Source organism: Kaistella sp., from assembly GCF_041824135.1.
Taxonomy (GTDB): Bacteria; Bacteroidota; Bacteroidia; order Flavobacteriales; family Weeksellaceae; genus Kaistella.
This window is the reverse complement of sequence record NZ_JBGZYM010000035.1, coordinates 1-17,170: the sequence shown is the minus strand read 5'-3', so window position 1 is coordinate 17,170 and position 17,170 is coordinate 1. Positions and strand designations below refer to the sequence as shown.

Annotated in this window: 12 protein-coding genes; 3 read left to right on the top strand and 9 right to left on the bottom strand. The window is 29.7% G+C overall.

The window, feature by feature from the left end:
- Nucleotides 1-19 precede the first annotated feature (19 nt).
- From ACEYOS_RS04020 to ACEYOS_RS03980, 9 genes are all read right to left on the bottom strand, one after another.
- A complete protein-coding gene (locus ACEYOS_RS04020; RefSeq protein ID WP_373709233.1) occupies nucleotides 20-1,009 on the bottom strand; it encodes a helix-turn-helix transcriptional regulator in 990 nt (329 codons plus the stop codon).
- 117 nt (nucleotides 1,010-1,126) lie between these two features.
- Nucleotides 1,127-2,557, bottom strand: a complete 1,431-nt coding sequence (locus ACEYOS_RS04015) for an exodeoxyribonuclease VII large subunit (RefSeq protein ID WP_373709234.1) — start codon at nucleotides 2,555-2,557, stop codon at nucleotides 1,127-1,129.
- 669 nt (nucleotides 2,558-3,226) lie between these two features.
- Nucleotides 3,227-4,531: an HlyD family secretion protein gene (locus ACEYOS_RS04010; RefSeq protein WP_373747902.1), complete on the bottom strand. Its 1,305-nt coding sequence runs from the start codon at nucleotides 4,529-4,531 to the stop codon at nucleotides 3,227-3,229.
- Nucleotides 4,521-6,713 carry a peptidase domain-containing ABC transporter gene (locus ACEYOS_RS04005; RefSeq protein ID WP_373747901.1) on the bottom strand — a complete coding sequence of 731 codons (2,193 nt, stop codon included), beginning with the start codon at nucleotides 6,711-6,713 and terminating at the stop codon, nucleotides 4,521-4,523. Before ACEYOS_RS04005 ends, ACEYOS_RS04010 begins: the two co-directional genes overlap by 11 nt.
- A gap of 587 nt (nucleotides 6,714-7,300) precedes the next feature.
- Nucleotides 7,301-8,128 carry a GLPGLI family protein gene (locus tag ACEYOS_RS04000; RefSeq protein WP_373747900.1) on the bottom strand — a complete coding sequence of 276 codons (828 nt, stop codon included), beginning with the start codon at nucleotides 8,126-8,128 and terminating at the stop codon, nucleotides 7,301-7,303.
- Between the two features lie 617 nt (nucleotides 8,129-8,745).
- Nucleotides 8,746-10,260 (bottom strand): vitamin K epoxide reductase family protein, encoded by a 1,515-nt coding sequence (locus ACEYOS_RS03995; RefSeq protein ID WP_373747898.1) that lies wholly within the window; start codon nucleotides 10,258-10,260, stop codon nucleotides 8,746-8,748.
- A 24-nt stretch (nucleotides 10,261-10,284) separates the two neighbouring features.
- Nucleotides 10,285-11,340 carry a hypothetical protein gene (locus ACEYOS_RS03990; protein ID WP_373747897.1) on the bottom strand — a complete coding sequence of 352 codons (1,056 nt, stop codon included), beginning with the start codon at nucleotides 11,338-11,340 and terminating at the stop codon, nucleotides 10,285-10,287.
- 58 nt (nucleotides 11,341-11,398) lie between these two features.
- Complete coding sequence (locus ACEYOS_RS03985; RefSeq protein ID WP_373747896.1) at nucleotides 11,399-11,578, bottom strand: hypothetical protein; 180 nt, start codon at nucleotides 11,576-11,578, stop codon at nucleotides 11,399-11,401.
- 163 nt (nucleotides 11,579-11,741) lie between these two features.
- Complete coding sequence (locus tag ACEYOS_RS03980; RefSeq protein ID WP_373747895.1) at nucleotides 11,742-12,842, bottom strand: TlpA family protein disulfide reductase; 1,101 nt, start codon at nucleotides 12,840-12,842, stop codon at nucleotides 11,742-11,744.
- 474 nt (nucleotides 12,843-13,316) lie between these two features.
- Between ACEYOS_RS03980 and ACEYOS_RS03975 the strand changes: the two genes are divergently transcribed.
- From ACEYOS_RS03975 to ACEYOS_RS03965, 3 genes are all read left to right on the top strand, one after another.
- Nucleotides 13,317-15,047 (top strand): helix-turn-helix domain-containing protein, encoded by a 1,731-nt coding sequence (locus tag ACEYOS_RS03975; protein WP_373747894.1) that lies wholly within the window; start codon nucleotides 13,317-13,319, stop codon nucleotides 15,045-15,047.
- Nucleotides 15,048-15,164: 117 nt separating this feature from the next.
- Nucleotides 15,165-15,332 carry a hypothetical protein gene (locus ACEYOS_RS03970; protein ID WP_373747893.1) on the top strand — a complete coding sequence of 56 codons (168 nt, stop codon included), beginning with the start codon at nucleotides 15,165-15,167 and terminating at the stop codon, nucleotides 15,330-15,332.
- 81 nt (nucleotides 15,333-15,413) lie between these two features.
- Nucleotides 15,414-17,170, top strand: a 1,757-nt coding sequence (locus ACEYOS_RS03965) for a CocE/NonD family hydrolase (RefSeq protein WP_373797513.1), incomplete at its 3' end; no start/stop codon positions are given.

The window sequence follows — 17,170 nt, the reverse complement described above, 5'->3', positions numbered from 1 at the left end:
AGTGTGCAAAGGGGATGCATTAGTAATTTTTTTCTGCACTAATTAATCTATTTCTTATTTTTCCCTGCAATCCAACAGGTTGTAGAACTTTCATTTGTTCGCCGAAAGATAGTATAACGCTTTCCAATTCATAGTTTAATTTAAGTTTGAGTGTAAGGATATTATCTTTTACTTTTTGAGAACCATGAAGTGGTTTAGTTATTACATAAGGAATGATGCTGGCAGTCATTTCTATTACAACTTCTTCAACATCTTTCTCTTCGTAATAGGTTACCCCAATTATATCTTCAAAATATTCGTTAAAATCGATAGCCGTTGGTATATACTGAATTTGTACACTTTCCAAAAATTCAATTCTGTCTAAAGGATAAATTTCTTGTCTAGAATTATTATGATTCCAGCCTAGAAGAAACCAACGATTGTTATATTGCTTGAGGTAATATGGAGAAACAATAAAATTTTCAGAGCAATCTGAAGTAAAAGGTTTATATGTTAAATTAAGAGTAAACTCTTCATTAATATAATGATATAGTTGATTTAAAAAATCTTTACCTTTTAAATATTCATTTTCTTCAAAAGCCACTATTTGTTTGCTACTCAACCTGAAATTAAGCGCAGATTCCAATTGAACTTGCATTTCATTTATCCATCCAAAGCCCGGAATACCTTTCATCCTAGACATCATTACTAAAGCGTCTTTGACAGAAAGTAATTCTGAAGGATTTAATTCTTTTTTGGTAATCGAAAATGTCATATCTGAATACCGGTAATAACTACTTTTTCCATCTTTTATAGTTTCAATGGGGGCATCATAGCCTGCCGAACTCTTCATAAATGCGATATCATACTGTAAAGCTCTTTTCTCTATCGAAAAATCATAACCATAATATTCCGTAAGTTTTTCTGAGCAGATTCTAACTAAATCCGCTAGAAAAAATTTTTTATACGGATTAGAGAAACACTCATCAAGTGTTCGATATCTAAGCAACGCATTTTTAGTAACTGCCATTCAATAATTTTAATAATGCAAATTAATCATTTTTCCATGCAACATACTTGCACATCCATCATTATATTAAACAAAATAATGAATTTCTCTCTGGGGTTAAAAAAAACAATATATAATCTATATTAAACGAAGAATAAAGTAACCCAGTAAAGCGCCTAATAATACAGCAATGATAAAGTGGATTATATTAAATTTTTTCTTCGCCAGAGTTGCCCGTAATTCGGTAATTTCAGTAGAAGCATTGTTGAGATTAGCTCTAAGTTTTGCAGTTTGTGCATCAACCGTGGACTGCATGTTTTTATCGTGAAGGATAGATATTTCTCTTTTGTAATTAGCCATTTCCTCTAAACGCTGTTTCTGCTGCTCCTGAAAGTTTTTTTGTAAATCCTGTAATTGTTTCGTCGAAGATTCCTGAAATTTTTGAAATTCTTCGTTCTTTTTTGTTAACTGCTCTGATAGTGTTCTGACACGCTTTTCGTGAGTTTCAGTAATCTCTTTCTTCAGTTTTTCCACTTCTTCATTTCTAATTTTCAGTTGATCGTTAAATGATTTTGTCTGATTTTCGACTTGTTCTTTATACGTCTTCTGAGCTTCTACAAATTCTTCATTCTTTTTTTTCAACTGTGAGTCAAGAGTTTTTACTTGTTCAATAAATTGTTTAGAAATGTCTTTTTTAACTTCATCAATTAATAAAGCTCGAGAGTTCGATTTTTCCTGGACCAGTTTATCCACAATTAAGTGTAAACCAGCACCATAATCATGTGGCAAATGGAAACGGCGGTCTGCTAATTTATCTAAAAGGGATTCATTTACAGTATGTCCGATTGCAGTGACGGAAATTGAATTCAAACTGATAAAATACTCTGCAAGGGTGCTATCATTAAAGACTTCAAAGCTTTGTTTGTCACCTCCGCCGCGGACCAAAGCAATTATGTCATAATTAAGATTTAAGAGTTCCGAAAGTTGTGTTAAGATTGATGTTGGTGAAGTAATATTACAGGTATATTCTACAATTTCAAAATATTTTTGAGATACATCTAATCCTTCACTAAAATCCTTTTGTACTATAGCATTATGCCCATAAATATTTGCAACACGTACTATTTCATTATTTAATAATTTTGTTCGAATTAAGGTATCAAGATCTTTCGAACCTAATTCAAGTTTTTTTTGGATTAATTCAAATTTTTTAAGATCATCTTCTGAAAATGACCCTTCCTCCTGGGCAATTATTCCATCAACTACAAAATTTATATCTATGCGCGAATTTCTTAAAATTTTTTCGATGTATCCCTTCAAAGTATAAATCTCGTTATTTACTATTTTACTTCGAAGCAGTGCTGGAATTTTAACTGTGATAGAAATACTGTCAGCTTCCGAATATAATGTATCATAAAAATAATTGGTGTAGGATTTACCTCCACCGAAAGCATATCTCCCTCGTAAATGAATCAAATTTTCTGTTCCCGGTAATCTTAAAGCATTATTAAATAATGCTAAAACTGAGGTTGGTGAATATACTTCGTATGTTGTTTCTAAAATCTCCAAAATTTCTAGGTTTAAAGTGGGTTGGATGTACTAATTTAGCGTCCAGCTAAAATTAAGCATAAAATCCTATTTTTAAGATATGACACGTGAGAGAAAAATTTATGATTCCGCTTTTAAGATAAAAGCAGTACAATTTCATCTAACTCAAAATTTGATTTTAAATAATATTTAGAAAGCTTAATTCCACTATTTTTCTACGTATTCTCACTTTGTTATAACAGAAAATTTGATTTGAAATTCAATTTATCTTAGTCCCTGTTTCCAAAATCAGGGACTAAATCGGGGATTGTCTATTGGGATCTATGATTATCTATTGGGATATAAATCTACATAAAGAACTGGTTTTGAGAAAAATGAGTATTTATTGGGTTCTATAAGGATATGCACAAAGTACCATCCTCTCTACAATTTCAGTTGATTATCAATCACTTACGATAATTACAGCCAAAAATACAGCCAAAACTTGTTAAAGTTTTGGCTGTTTGTTTTCTATGATATTACGTGATATTTAAAGTACGAAAGGATATCTAAGAACTGTTTTATTATGCTATATGTTTTTGAAACCGAATAAGAGGCATGTTGAATGGTGCAGAAAATTACCGCGCAAAGGAAGGTCTATGCAACATAACTAATTCTACTCTGGAGATATTGCAACAGATATATCACAAATTAAACTTGATACCCCAATAATTTTCTAATCTGATAAAAAAACCTTTCAATCAATCTTAAATCTTGAGTTACTATTTCCGCATTCCCCTTTAGTTCTTTATCGAAAGGAAGAGTTTTATTATAGGAGGTTTTCAACCCTTTCGGAAGAATAACATCCACATAATAATTACCATCTTTATCGGGCGTTAAGGAAATATTTTCAACTTTTCCTTCTACGATGCCAAATTCCTGATAACGGAAATTATCTAGTTTTATTAAAACCTTTTGTCCTTGGGCAATTTTTCCAGAATTTGTTGATGGAACTTGCATTCTTCCCACCACCGCCGCTTTATCTTTTGGCAGAATAGACAAAACGGCATCCCCGGATTTTATAAATTGATTTTCTCCCCAAAATTGTTGAAAACTGGCAATACCATCTGTAGAAGAAATGAGTAAATAATTTTGTTCCCAATCTTTCAGCGATTTTCTCAGCTGCTCAAATAATTGTAATGTTTGTGAAGAATAGGTAATTTTATCTTTTTCAGTATTGATAGAAGCTCCACTTTTGCTTTTATTAAGATTGGAAATTCCTTCTGCCATTTGGGATAAAGAAATATTGATGTTCTCTAAATTCTGTTGTGCTTGAAGGAATTTTATCTTTTCATTTTCCAACTCCATCGCAGCAATGACTCCCTGATTAAACAAGTCTTGTGAACGTTGATAATTTTTCTTACTCAGTTCATATTTTGCAAACTCTAGATTTTTTTGTTGTCTTAACGTAGAAATTCTTCCTTTATATTCAGAAATCCCTTGATTAGCAGCTAAATTTTCTGGCCCATAAGGTTGAAGTCGTGTAAATAATTTTTCGTCCCGAAAAGCTTTTGCAAAAATGTTGTAATCATTTTGTAATTCGCCTAATTTAAATCTTGAAGTTTCATTAATAGGAAATGAGAAAATTTGATTGGGAGAAATAGAATCTACCAAGTTTTTGAGTTTTAAAACATCCTGATAATTGGCGGTAGATTGCAAAACCATCAAAACCTCATTCTTTTTTACTTCTTGTTGATTCTTGATGAAAATTTTCTCGATTTTGGAATTGATTCTTGCTTCTAATTTTTCAGGAGGATTTTGAGAGGTAACAATAATTGAAGCAGGAATAAACTCAGGATATTTGATGAAATAACTCATTAAAATGATCATTCCCAAAATCACCAAAATCAGTGAATTTCCCCATCGGATCATCCAATGTGGCGGTTGCGTGAGAATATCCTGCACATTTTCTGAACGCAGTTCTAAATTATCTAATAGGTCTTTTTTAGTTTCCAAGTTCCAATTGATTTTTAACAAGTCGGTAATATTCTCCTTTTTTTGCCACTAATTCTGAGTGACTGCCTTCTTCCACAACTTTTCCTCTATCCAACACTACGATTTTATCGGCATGTTTTACGGTTGATAATCGATGAGCAATCACAATAGCCGTTTTTCCTTTGAAGAACTTTTCAAGATTTTCCATGATTACTTTTTCGTTATTGGCATCTAAAGCACTCGTCGCTTCATCGAAGAAAATATATTCCGGAGATTTGTAGACCGCTCTTGCAATGAATAATCTTTGTCTTTGTCCGCCACTTACTCCAACTCCTTCATTACCGATTTTTGTATTGTAACTCAACGGCAAACCTTCTACAAAATCTTTAATGTTTGCAATTTCAACGGCTTTTCTTAATTTAATTTTATCGATATAGTCTTCGCCAACTGCAATGTTTTGTGCAATCGTGTCATTAAAAACATAACCTTCCTGCATCACTACTCCGCAATGATCTCGCCAAGTTCTGGGAGAAATATTTTTCAGGTTTGTATTTCCTAATTTTATTTCACCTTCATTGGGCTCGTAAAATTTCATTAATAATTTCAGCAGTGTCGTTTTTCCACTTCCGCTTGCACCGACAATTGCTGTGGTTTTTTGATAAGGAATACTCAAATTCAGATTTTCAAAAACAAAAGCATCTGAACCGATGTATCGAAACGAGAGATTTCGTACTTCGATATCTTGTTGCGGAATTTCAGAAGTATATTGTTCATCTGCATTTTCTTCATCTTCTTTATCGTGGATTTCACCTAATCTTTCCAAAGAAATTTTAGCATCCTGAGTTTGTTTAATAAAATCAATTAACTGCATCAAAGGACTGTTCAACTGTCCGATAATGTACTGCACAGAAAGCATCATTCCCAAAGTAAGATTGCCTTCCAAAACCAATTTAGCGGAAAGAAAACTAACCAAAATATCTTTTATTTGGTTAATGAAATTTCCCCCGACAGATTGCCATTGTTCTAATGACAAAGATTTTATCTGAATTTTGAACAGCTTGACTTGCAGAAATTCCCAACCCCAACGTTTCTGCTTTTCGGCATTGTGCATTTTTATTTCCTGCATCCCATTGATGAGTTCAATGACTTTACTTTGCTCTTGGGAAACTTGGGAAAATCTTTTATAATCAAGTTCTTTTCTCTTTTTCAGAAAAAAAGTAATCCAAAGCACATACAGGACTGCACCGATTATGTAAACTAAAAATAGTCTGTAATCATAAAACAGCAATACAATACTGAAAATAATCAGATTGACTAAGGAAAATAAAGTATTGAGCGAAGAATTGGTTAAGAGTTGCTCGATCCTGTGATGATCATTAATGCGCTGCATAATATCTCCTGTCATTCTCGTATCGAAGAAACTGATGGGAAGTTTCATCAGCTTGATAAAGAAATCGGAGATAATGGAGATATTGATTCTTGTGGAAAGATGAAGCAAAATCCAGCTTCGGATTACTTCGATACCCATCTTTCCTAAAAAAAGCATTACTTGTGCGATTAAGACAAGATAAATAAAATTAAGATCCTGGTTTTGGATTCCAACATCTACAATACTTTGGGTAAGAAATGGAAGTATCAGCGACATTAAACTTCCTGCCAACAAACCAATTGCTAACTGAAAAACGAGGGATTTGTATTTGAAAAGATACCTTGAAAGAAAAGAAAAACTGGCTTTGCTTTCTTGATCATCAAATTCAGTCTGAAAAAATGCTGGCGTAGTTTCAAGAATTAATACAATTCCTTCTTCTGTATTTTCGTTGGCATTTTCACCAATCCAAAATTTGATGAATTCTTCTCTCGTATAAGTAATTAAACCATAACTGGGATCAGAGATATAAATATTTCCTATTTTATCAATTTTATAAACCACAACAAAGTGTTGCTTATTCCAATGCACAATACAAGGAAGAGGAACGTCTTCCACCAAGGTTTTGAAATCAATTTGCACTCCCAAACTTCTGAATCCTAAATTTTCAGCAGCATCACTTAAACCAAGAAGACTACTCCCTTCTCTTGTCGTTTCTGAAAGGTTGCGGATCTGTTGTAAGGGGATGGTTTTACCATAAAATTTACTTATTATACGTAGGCAAGTTGGTCCGCAATCTTTATTGTCGGGTTGTTTGTAAAAAGGAAATTTATTCAAAATAAAAATATAAAACTTACTTATTAAAATCTAGCATATCAAAATAATTACGAATCTTCTACTTTTTTATCTAATAAGGATATTCTTCATATGCTGCATTGTATTCTATTATGGTATATCTTTTTTGAAAATTATCTGAAGATTTTATAAACAGTTTTAATGCCTTTCTTTTTATCATTTAGAAAATAATAAGTTTGCGCTTTGTAGAATTGGGCATCTGAAAAATTAGGGTATTGTTGTAAAGACTTATCAAAATAATTAATCGCTTATTTAAATCTTGTAGTCCGTAATAAATAATTCCGATTTTAAATAAATCGAGAAAATGCAGGATTGATTTTCTATCATTGTATAATTTCATTAATTAATTCAAATTATCTTTGGTTCTTCGTACATGTTTTACTGTGTGGAAATGATCTACTGAAAAAAGGTCATTTTTGTTATCTTAAATTTTTAAAAATCCCATTTTCTAATTCTGAATAATATAAAATAGTTCTGAAAGAATTCGAAAAAATTTCACTCTTTTACATTGATGATTTTGATTGGTTGATAATCCAAGTAGATATTATATTTAAACATAAGTATAATTATTATTTTTCAATTTCAATAGAATTCGTCATACGCCGCATTTGTTTTGAAAGTTCATTGTCTAAATTTTTTATGTCTTTTCGAATTTTCAAGATGTTTCCATCATTCAATAGGAATGTATAATTGCTATTTGAAATGTGCATTTCCTTGATGTTTGCATTAGTATCTTTGTTTCCTTCGTCAATAAGCTTATTCAACTGCATTTGGGTTATTTCTTTTTCTTTTTTTGAAAAATCATGTAATTCTAGATTTTCATTTTTTATAACTTCTATTAAGCTAAATTCGTGGTTATTTCCTTCATCATAGATTTCAACAATTAATCCTGGTAATCCTGAAAATTTATATGGACCTTCAGAAACCGGAACTTGTTTTGTAAACCAAGCAATCCAACTTCGCCCTTTATAATTTGTTTGTGCTTTCTGACATAGATAATCTCCAATTTTTTTTTCTTCATTCGCAAGAATCCATATCGGACGATTTTTTTCGGTGATTTTCATTCGAATTCCAGCATAAACTGTATGGTATATCATTTTGTCCTTCAACAAATCTTTGGATATATTATACGTGAGGTTAGAATTGTGTTGTAGAAAAAACAGCCGTTGTACAGCAGTTGCCCCATTTTTACTTAAAATTGAGTCGTTATATCTTTTTGCTTCATTATAAAAATTAGATTCTTTTTTACTAAGGTCAACATCGAGGGTCATTATATCTTGAACAATGGAATCTTTCTTATTACCATCTGGTATAAAACTATATTTGTAATGAAACCTGTATTGAGAAAATGAAAGTAAAAACGAAAAAAGCATTAAAACTGAAAGTATTTTTTTCATAAATGTAATTTAAAACCACAACTATCCACATATCACAATATAAGGAATAGTTGTGGTAATTTGTAAAATTATTAAGCTCCAGTTGACATTATGTCACAAGCTGCCGTACACCCACCAACAGTTAGATATTCTCCCAAATATCTAACTCCACAATAGCATGAGAATCCACCGGTTACAGTTTTCAATTCCTCTCTCGAAAGTTTCTTTAAATTTTTCATAATAAAAAACGTTTTAGTTATTTGCCATTATTGACATCTCAAACTTAAAATTAATATATGAACAAAAGATGAAAGTTATGTCGGAATTGATAAATCTTGGGATAAAAATTATTTAAACACCTGACACAATGCCTTTTGTGAAACATAGCATCAAATGAAATAGCGAAAACCCCTACTCAGAAATAAATAAATTTTATTGAATTCGATCAAATTTATTAATTCTAAACTTTTTACTGCGTCGCTTAAACCTAAAATAATTCTTCCTACTCTTGTAGTTTCAGAATGATTGCGAATTTGCTGTAAGGAATGGTTTTGCAGAAGTAATTTACTAAAGATTTTAAGTTAAGTTGAACTACAATCTTTGGCGCCTAGTCCAATTGTTTATAGATGAGAAGTGTTTCATTTCAAAATATCTTCGTCTTCCAACAATTCATCAATAAAATAGAAAATATCTTCCCGCTCATATTTATCTGGAAAATGATTACCATTTATTAAAAACATCGGGGTGAAATTTAACCCATGGATAAGATTCTCCTTTCCAATCCTTTCAAGCTCCTCAACATTAGCATAATTCGAAGAAGAGTCTTTTTCATTGGATTGTTTCTCATCTTTATTTTCAAACCAAAAATGAAGTGATTCTAAAAATTTTAACTCTCCTTTTGTTTCATAAATATTTTTTAATGAACCAATAAGTTGCGTTAATTTTTCATTTTCTTTCTCTGACGATAAATTAAATCTAATTTGTGAAGAGATTTGATTTGGATAATTTTTCAAGAGTTTTTCTAAAATTTCGTGGGCATTTTTACAAAAGCCACAATACGGATTGGATACCAAAGAAATATGTAATTTAGCATTTTGATTTCCTAAGAAAAAACCATTCTTATTATTCTCAAAATTTATTTTATCCTTAGTTATAAGCTCTCTTTTGAAAACCTCATAATTTCTTTTGAATTTCAAATTTTTCAGATTAGACTTTCCTAATGAATCATTTTTTTTCAATAGATCATTAATGTAAATTACTCCAGTAAACACAACAGCAAAAGTAAGTATACTCTCTAAAACTGCAAATGAAGAAATAGGAACTGCAATAAGAAATCTGCTTAAAATAATTTGAAAAATTAGAAGTGTTATGATGATTAAACAAATTTTACAACTGGACTTTTCTACAAAAATCTGAATATAGAGGGAATAAAAAATAGCCACAACAGTAACCCAAGAGGTAATTTGCAACAGTACACTTGTATTTGGTAAAAGCAGTCCTAAAATAACAATTGTTACAAAATAGATTAAACTGAAATCTGAAAGTTTCAAACCAAAAACATTAATCGAATCAGAATTTATGATTTTACTGCAGGAAGAATCTGTTTTTTTCTCTGTATGTCCACATATTGAATTTAGAGTTTTTGAAGTTATACCAAATTTTTCAGAAAAAATTTCAAAGGAAATATAAACTCCAATAATTGAGACCATATTGAAGACAAAACTTACCCAATCATTTTGCAAAAAATTATATATGAGATACAATCCCAATAAAATTAGAAAAAAGACATTGTATTTTATCGGTTTTTTTGAAGTAGAATTTGAGATTTCTTTTTTTGTAAAAAGTAAAACGAAGTTTTGAGAATGTTCTAATAATTCTTTTTCAGTGATACTTAACTCTTCTCCTGAAAAAATTTTGTAATCTTTTTCTTCTTTTTTAACTAAGGAAAACTGATCCTTATAGATAGTAATAAATTCTCCAGGTATTTCTTTCCAATATGCTTTTTCCAATTCATATGCATCATTTTTAACACCTAAAAAGTTAAGTGTATTACTGAGAGCTAGAGCTGATGGATAATTGGGGTGGGATTGAAATTGGAAATTAAATTCTTTTAAATCTATTTCGAGTTGCTGTATTAATTTTTCGAATTTCATTTAGTTCTATAATTATTCAATAAATTAATTTATTATTGTGAGTTTGTTATATAACAAATTTCTCACAGAGAATGGAATTGAAATTAATCCTTCCTGTTCCCAGTACACATATGAATATTTTGTTTTTTCAGAATGATTAAAATCTGTCTTCACTTTTTTAAAATCATCTGTTGTTAGAAATTTTTTCTCTAAAACTTGTACGTTTTGTATTAATTCATATTTAAAATCTATTTTTTTCTGAGAAATAAAACTTTTGTAATATTTTGAAAGACTCACTATACTTTTAATAGACGGAGTTAATTCGGAAAATTTTTCAGAAACATTGTAGTTTGTTATTTTAGAGGAAAGACCCAACATTCTTTGTTCTTTAATTCTTGATGGAGTATAATATTCAACAAAAATATTTGAGGAATTTTCGTTTTTTTCAATTTTACCAATGAAGTCTTTTTTAAGTCTAATCTCATTAGTTTTAGAAAAGGTAAAATCTCCCCAGCGGTTTAATAGAATTTCTTCGTGGAAATTAAAAGGTTGAATCTTAGAACCAACGCTTAAAGTTGTACTACCTAATTTTTTATAGTGTTCATTTATTAGCGGAACATTTTTAAAAATTCTGGATTCCAAAATATTATAATCAACAATTTTATTTTTTGATAATGATATATAGTATTCAATAATTCCATCGGAAAAGGATTGAGGTTCATTATCAATTATCTGATATGAAATATAGTAGGATTTAAGAACCACGAAATCTGGATTTTTTGCATTTAGAACGACTTCTTCTATATCTTGAACAGGATTCAAATATAATATGGGATTATTTTTAAAATTAGACCAGGTTAATTCTTGTGTTTCAAAATTTGTGTGAAATATTTCTATAGTATCTGAAGATGATATTTGGGTATTACCTATTAAGTTAAAATCCAATATATTCCCTTCCTTATTTGATATACCAAGAATCTGTCCTGTTTTTGATATAAGTGTAGCATTGGAAATAGGTTTTTTTGTAGTGTTACTAAAAATAGTTTGAGAATGAGCTGTGCCAAAAGACAAGAAGCAAATTATAAAAAAGTAATTTTTCATTATAATGATTTTGTAAAAAACATGCCCGATTAAGGGCATGCTATAGAAATTAGGCATGTTATTGCCCCATAGGCTGTGTAGATTTTGGGCAACGTCCCCAATTAAATGTTGTGTTACCAGGAATACCATCAAGTACTCCCTCGATACAAAAAATACCAAAAAGACCTCCAGACACTGATTTCATTTTTTCATTTGAGAGTTTGGTTCCTTTTGCTTTTAAGTTTTCTAAGTTTTTCATAATAAAATTTTTAATATAAATTAATGTTTTTTTTGTCATATAATCCCTGACAAGGGTTTTTGCTAATCAGCTATATTGAATCTTCCGTACTGTACACATACTGAAGAATAAATATTCTTTATTTTAAGAAATTGATTTCTAAAAACTATGATGTCAGTGTATTTTAATTTAAATTTTCTTTTAGGTATTTTTCTAACTCTTCTACAGAAAGGTCTTTTTTCAGAATTTTTCCATCTTTATCTAATAAGAATGTTGTTGGAAATTTATTAATTCCGTATTTTTTCGATTCAATTCCATTTTTGTCTAATAGATGTTTCCAATTTAGTTTTTTAGTAAAGATTATTTTTTCCCAGTCTGGAATATATTTCTCTCCATCTGTAGAAACACTTATAATCTCGAATCCCTTTAAATAGTATAGGTCATAAATCTTTTTATATTCGGGCATTTGTTTTAAACAAGGAGCACAATGTGAGAACCAGAAATCAATTAATGTATATTTTTTACCTAGAGAGGACATAATTTTTCCTTTTTGCAAATTCATTAACGGAAATAATTTACCGTTGCTAAAGTATTTTGCAATATTTAGATCCTTTTCCAACTCTATACCTGTTCTGGTTTTTTTAATACTTCTAGACATTTGCTGAAACGCTTTTTCTTGGTATTCAGTAAATCCGAAAGTATTCAATTTGTCAGCGATAAACCAAAGTGGAATATATGAATTAGTGTTTTTTTTAGCGTATTCAAAAATGATACTATCCTGTTGGATGTGAACATTTTTACGCAAGAGTTCAAAATCTTTTTTCTTACACTCTACATTTAATGAATCTTGCGAACATTGCTTTATTTTTTCTAAAATTACCATATCCTTATCTATAAACTTTTTATATAAAGGCATGAATTTGTTTTTTAGTTCTACATTAATTTTTGAGTTACTTAGTATTAATGGATAGTATAATGAAAGAGAGTCCGCTCTAATATCTATTGAATTGACTCCTTTGTCTAAGAATATCAATCCAGATAGATTTCTTTCAATTATAATTCGATAAGCATGAGGGTATGAAAACTTGTTTTTTATAGAAAATCGCTGATTTTCTATATTACTTTTTAATATACTATTCTCGTAATACGTTTGTGGTATGAAAACGTTACTGAGTAGAATCTCTCCGCTACTAATGTCATTTATTGTTCCTCTTATTTCAAAAGAGTTTTGAGATTTTACGATACATAATAAGTTAATTAAAATAATACACAGGTATTTTTTCATATTAAAGTCAAGTTAAAATTTGCTCCAAAAAAAAGATTTGGAGCAAATTAATTAAATACAAAATCCTGAACCCAAACTTCCGCAATTGGGACCAGAACATGTCACACAAATTTTCCCTGAGCCGCATCCGGCATTACTAAAGCACTCAGTTTGCATTAGCCCGCCATTTATTGCTTTTAGATCATCCCTCTTAAGTTTTTTTAAATTTTTCATAATAAAATATTTCTCTTTTTTCCTACTCTGTAAGCTTTTCGGATACCGCTTGATTTATCTGCGACAAATATCATATTACTAAATATTTTTTCCAAGAGGTAGATGTCGAAATTGATAAATTCAGTATAATGCAATCGGTAATTGATAAAAATAGAGGTAAAATAATAAGTTGCTTCAATGATTTATAATTAATTAAAAAATACTTTAATATTTGACAAACAATTTGTCGTTAAATCTGTACTATTGTAAAAATTTTGTGAAATGTGGAAAAACCAGTTAACGATTCTGCTTATTCTATGCTTTAATCTTATTCTCTGCCAAAGTGTAGTAGGGTTTAAGATTCCAGATTCCCTTAAAAATAGAAGTGGAAAGGAACTTATTAAATCCTATGATAAGGTATTCCGAATTGATAATGTAAAATCAGAACTGTATGCAAATACAATTCTTCGTAAAGGCAAAATGACCAAAAATTCTAATTTAATTTATGATGGTTATTATAAACTTGCACATGTGAAAGGTCTCGCTTCTGAAAATGGACATCCTTTTGCAGATTCTCTATTGCAATTGACAAAAAATTTTATTTCAAATGAATATCCTGCAAAAGCGCATATCATAAAAGGGACACTATTATATTATGACTTTAATTATTCGAATGCACTCGATTATTTCATTTCGGCACAAAAACTAGCAAAAGATAAAAATAAAGATCAATATTTTTACGTAAAAAAACTTATTGGCATTCTAAAAACTGCTACAGGAGAAAATGAGGAAGCGCTTCCTCTCTTTATAGAATATTATCAATATGAAAAAAATAAAATAGAAAAAAATAACGGAGATATAAAAAACTATATAGGATCTATTTTTTCTCTATCAAACAGCTACAGTAAAAATGAAAAGTATAATAAAAGTAAATTTTACTCTAGTGTAGGTTTAAAAGAATGTCAAAAGTATAATGATTATACCTATTACACATACTTTATACTGTCTGATGGCATTTCAAACTTCTACCTAAAAAATTATAAAGCAGCGATTAAAAGTTTTTTATCCGTAGAAAAGGAGTTCATAAAGAATAAGGATTATGAAAATTTAGCAATTTCTTATTATTTCCTTGGTAAGACTTACGATCAGACTCAAAGAGAAAAAGCAGCGATCAATTATTTTTTAAAGACTGACTCATTATCTTTTGCGTTAAATAAATTTCTACCTGTAACACGTGATGGATATGAAAGATTAATAGATTATTATAAAAAAGAAGATAATCAGGTTGAACAATTGAAATATATTAATCACTTGTTTTATGCAGATAGTGTAATGGCTCATAACAACAAATATATTGCGAAAGACATCTACAAAAAATATGACACCCCCTTATTACTGCAGGATAAAGAACTGTTAATTAATAAACTATCAAATAAAAACAATTCGCTGCAATGGTTTCTTATATTTAGTTCACTATTAGTTCTTGTTTTATTAGTTATATTTTTCCGAACCCGAAAGAGATTACGAGGGTATCAAAAGCAAGCTATTATTCTTCTGAAGAATGTGGAAATTGAGAATAGTAATAAAGTACGCACCGTAGAAAGTGAGAACAGATTAAATAACTCTCAAAAAGGCAAAAGCACTTTGTCTGAAGAGAATTTCCAAGAAATAAAGACAAAAATAATTCATTTTGAAAGTAGTAAAGGTTTTAAACAAAACAATCTGACATTAGATAAACTTGCTAGAGATTTAGATACAAACCGTGACTATCTATCCAAATTTATAAATGAGGAAAAAGGAAAAAATTTCTCTCAATATTTAAACGAGTTAAGAATTAATTACATCCTTTTAGAACTAAAAAATGATAAAAAATTAAGAAAATACACCATTAGTGCTATTGCAAGTGAAGTTGGATTTAGTAATTCAGAATCATTTTCGAATGCTTTTAAACGAACTACTGGTACTTTACCTTCCTTTTACATTAAATTACTGGAAAAAGAAAATAATGCATAAATACTTGATCAACAGAATTCTAAAATTTAATCTATACGATATTGATAAATTTAGAGAATGATTTATTCATTATTTTTTAAATACGCCCTACTTTTATAAAAAATAAATTCAATCAAAATGAAAAAGCAGAAAAAAACAGGAAATAAATTATCATTAAACAAATTACAAATTGCTAAAATTACTACTGGCTTGAATTCCATAAAGGGGGGAGATGGAATAAACACGGGTAACGATACCGTTCTTGATAAAACAAAGAATACAATTGAGGTAACAGTAAATCCATAAATTTCTTTCTAAGCAAGTTGTCAATTAAAAGATCAGTAATTTTGAAAGATAATTTTACTGATCTTTTTTTATCATCAAATAATGAAGCAATTATTTTCTTTCTTTTTAATTCTATTTTATGGGTTATCATTTTCTCAAAAAATCGCTATAAAACAATTTTCTGAGACAATCGATTTTAATCAAATTGAAAGCTTGGTACAACATCTCACTTCTGAAATTCCCAAAAAATATAATGAAAAAGATAAGTCAACCTATTTTGATAATATGTATAGGGTCCGCATGGTTGCTGGTAAATATGATTTAGCACTTAAGGAGTTGGATTCGGTTAGAAGTATTTTCATAGACAGCAATTCTACGATTGCAAATGCAATGGGGACACAACATGAGATTTATATTAAAACCATTATTAATCCAGCTGCCAAAAATAATTTTGAATATATCTATAAGACTGAATTAAAAAAAAAATATGCAACATTAACTGCTAAATCACAAATCATTTTACCTCTATATTTTAAAGGTGATAGTGATAAAATAAGGAAAGGACTTGTAGATTTACTGCAAAAAGAGTTTATCGGAAAAGATAGTGTTGATGTAAAGACTGCTTTGAAACTTTGCAGAGACTATAACGGTTATATTGTCGTAAATAAATCTTTTCATCTGGCAAATGAGTATTTAAAAGAATTTGACGCGGAAAACTTTACGGTCAAAGACAGTTTTTTGATAAAAAATAAATCCAATCGCGATATATCTATAAGAGTAGTAGTCAATAATAAAATTAAAAAACCTGAATCTACAATTATCATCAATACAATTTATGCTGATGAAGATGATATCAATGACGCTAAAGTGAAGGCAAGTTATGGCTATAACTGTGTATACATTTATACTCGCGGAAAACATTTAAGCAATCATAAAATTGAACCTTTTGAACATGAGCAAGAAGATATTAATGAAGTAATTGACTGGATCATAAAGCAACCCTGGAGCAATGGCAAAGTTGGAATGATTGGAGGAAGTTATTTGGGTTTCAGTCAATGGGCAGCAGCCAAAAAATTACATCCAGCTCTTAAAACCATAATTCCTCAAGCTTCTGTGGGAATTGGCTTTATGGATTTCCCTATGAATAACAATGCCTTTGGTTCATATTCTTTAAGATGGCTCAATTATGTTACAAGCAATAACACCACGGATGCTGCAAATTTCAGAAATGAAGAAAAGTGGAATTCAATTTATAAAAAATGGTACGTAAGTGGACTTCCTTTCAATAAATTAGATTCTATTAGCGGAAACAGAAACGAAATTTTTCAGCGTTGGTTACAACACCCTAGCCAAGATCAATTCTGGAAAAACATGGTTCCTCATAAAGAGGAGTTTGCAAAAATCAATATCCCGATTTTAACTATAACTGGATATTATGATTCCGATCAGTTAGGAGCACTTTATTATTTTAGGAATCATTTTAAATATAACAATAACGCCAATCATTATTTAATAATTGGTCCTTATGATCATTCCGGAGCACAGGGTTACATCAAAAATGAATTACTAGGATATAAAATTGACCCTATTGCAGAAATTGACCTGAATGAAATCTCCATGGAATGGTTTGATTATATACTAAAAGAGAAAAATAAACCAACTTTTTTGAAGGATAAAATTAATTATCAAGTTATGGGAACCAATCAATGGAAACATACGTCATCAATTGAAAATTTTGATGAATATCAACTCAAGTTTTATCTTCAAAACCAGAATAATCAATTTGTCTTATCTCAATCAAACTCAAAAAAGAACGGTTTTTCAAAACTGAACATTAATTTTAAAGATAGAAGTGATGC